Annotated in this window: 3 protein-coding genes; all 3 read left to right on the forward strand. The window is 50.9% G+C overall.

The window, feature by feature from the left end; genetic code table 11:
• Positions 1-1,178 (forward strand): hypothetical protein (locus tag EKD03_RS18540; RefSeq protein ID WP_202976818.1); only part of this gene is annotated, 1,178 nt, incomplete at its 5' end.
• A gap of 561 nt (positions 1,179-1,739) precedes the next feature.
• On the forward strand, positions 1,740-1,889 hold the full coding sequence (locus tag EKD03_RS18545) for a hypothetical protein (protein ID WP_161569315.1): 150 nt from the start codon (positions 1,740-1,742) through the stop codon (positions 1,887-1,889).
• 196 nt (positions 1,890-2,085) lie between these two features.
• Positions 2,086-2,684 (forward strand): hypothetical protein (locus EKD03_RS18045; protein ID WP_202976819.1); only part of this gene is annotated, 599 nt, incomplete at its 3' end.

The following is a 2,684-nucleotide window of genomic DNA, read 5'->3' on the forward strand; positions in this document are numbered from 1 at the left end:
ATCGCTGCGGTTACGGCGTATTGGGCGAATCAGCCTGCCCCACAATTACTGCCTGCTGGGGGGGCGTGAACGGATACGGGCAATGGAATACAATTCAGACTAATGTACAAAATGACGACGAATGGGAAAAAGCCGTATCTAATGTCATTCAGCAACAAAGACCCGCACCTATCTTTATATTGTCTGATGATGTGAAACAACAAGTCACTTTCTTTAGATTTCGGCGCAATGATTGTGCTCATGGTAAGAAAAATAAAATTGATATATCACATGTAGAAGTATTATGGGCTTTCGTCTTGTCGAATTTACCTAAATTCATGGTTAATGGAAGTGAGGATGCGTTATTAAATAAAATCCGTGATCATTTTGACAGAACCCTCACACCACCGGATAAAGATTATACTGATCTTATCATTGAAATACCTCATGCCATCGAGCCAAATAATGTCGTCAATTTCTTAGTGAGAGTACAGCAGATTATCCGCAATCTCTCTCCCAGAGTGTTTTCACCCCCTGTACCAGAAGAACTTGACTTTTATCAGAGGGTTTTGCATCTCAATAATAGCGATATATCTCAGAATGTTCTTCAATTCCTGCAAAATGATGAGGATATTCTAGTTTCTTACTTAAAGGCTTACCCAGATGATATTATTGTTATTGCCAAAAATGCGGGGCTGATTAGAAGTTTATGGTATGATAAACTATTCAAGCAGCGCACCGGGCAAGAGTGGGCGGTTTTTGCTGCAATGCTGAGAAATAACCTTATTCCATCGGAAGAAATAGAAGAGGCATACCGTAGGATTATTCTTCAGTCTGTTGGTATAACCTCCGACGCATCTTTTCTTGTACTTAAAGAGAAAGGATTTTTTCGTTCGTTCCACAAGATTGCATTTGAAGAGGAAATGTTAGATCAATTTTCGTGGGGTAACAAAAATACCCAGGCCATAATTTACTATATTGATACATTCCCAATAGATTTAGAAGTAGCAAGAGCTATTTCAATATCTTTTTCAAAATACTATAACCCCACCACTTTGCAAGAAGAATTAAATAAATATCTTACTACTCACCCACATAAGAAAGAAGAGTTAGTAGGTGTGATAAGAGAGCATGATTTACCGTGGCCATCATACTTGAAGGTATTGGCAGATATAGAAAATGAAGAACCAGAGGAATAAGTTAAATTACTACACTATAATTGCTGTGCCACGCGGCCCAACATCGCCTCGCAGGTGACGCCGCTGGCGCGGCCTGCGAACGCGGTGCATTCTTTGGCTTTCTTTCTGGGCAAACGTCGTTCGGATCACGGGAACGATGCCAGCGGCGCACCTGAAGGCTGGCGTTGGGCCGTCTTCCTCTCGGCCTTCCGGGGGGGGGCGAGGCGGAGCCCGGAGCCAGTGCCGATGATCGAATCACCCAGCCCCATCAAACCAGATTTCCGATCACGAATAAGCAGCATCGTGCCAGCGGCAGCATCGTGCCAATAAAGGCTATTCCGATTTGGCGAACAACCGCATCACAAAGCTGTAAAGACAGAACCGTACATAATTTCGCTCATATCATGTTTAGCTCTCTCTAAAGCGTTAAATCGCAACTTGACAAAATAAATCGAAATAGCCTTTAATGGACAGCATCGTGCCAATGGGCAACGCCAAGGCAGTGGGCAGTATTGAGCCAGGAGCAGCATCGAGCCAGGGGCAGCATCGAGCCAGGGGCAGCATCGTACCAGAGGCAGCATCGTGCCAGAGGCAGCATCGTGCCAGGGGCAGCATTGTGCCAAGGGCAGCATCGTGCCAGTGGGCAATGCCGGGGCAGTGGGCAATGCCGGGGCAGTGGGCAATGCCGAGGCAGTGGGCAATGCCGAGGCAGTGGCAACGCCGAGGCAGTGACCGCATCGAGCCAATGGTGAGCGCCGTCGCAATGGACAGATCGAGCCAGTGGGCAATGCCGAGCCAGTAGGCAGCATCGAGCTCGTGATCAGTGCCGTCGCAATGCTCAGATCACGCCAATGGACAAAGCCAGTGGGCAGCATCGTGCCAGAGGCAACATCGATTCAATGGACTGCATCGTGCCCGTGACCGCATCGTGCCCGTGACCGCATCGTGCCAGGGGCAACGCCGAGACAGTGGGCAGCATCGTGCCAGTGGGCAGCATCGTGCCAGTGGGCAGCATCGTGCCAGTGGGCAGCATCGTGCCAGTGGGCAACGCCGAGGCAGTGGGCAACGCCGAGGCAGTGACAACGCCGAGGCAGTGGGCAGCATCGATCTCGTGATCAGCGCCGTCGCAATGGTCAGATCACGCCAATGGACAAAGCCAGTGGGCAGCATCGTGCCAGGGGCAGCATCGTGCCAGGGGCAGCATCGTGCCAGGGGCAGCATCGTGCCAGGGGCAGCATCGTGCCAGAGGATGATCTCTGTATCTCCCATTGCCCAAAGTATCATCGCTCCCTCAGCCCGCTATCTGGTCATGGTGCCAACCTCACGGCCCAACATCGCCTCGCAGGTGACGCCGCTGGCGCGGCCTGCGAACTCGGTGCATTCTGGGTATTTCCTGGTAGGCAAACTTCGCTCGGATCACGGGAAGTTGCCAGCGGCGCACCTGAAGGCTGGCGTTGGGCGTGGGGCTGACGGGAGCGCATCAGAGCGTAGCGAGATGGGAGCGACCTGTGATGCCCGTCAACGAGT

The organism is Candidatus Oscillochloris fontis (assembly GCF_004138135.1).
GTDB lineage: Bacteria > Chloroflexota > Chloroflexia > Chloroflexales > Chloroflexaceae > Oscillochloris > Oscillochloris fontis.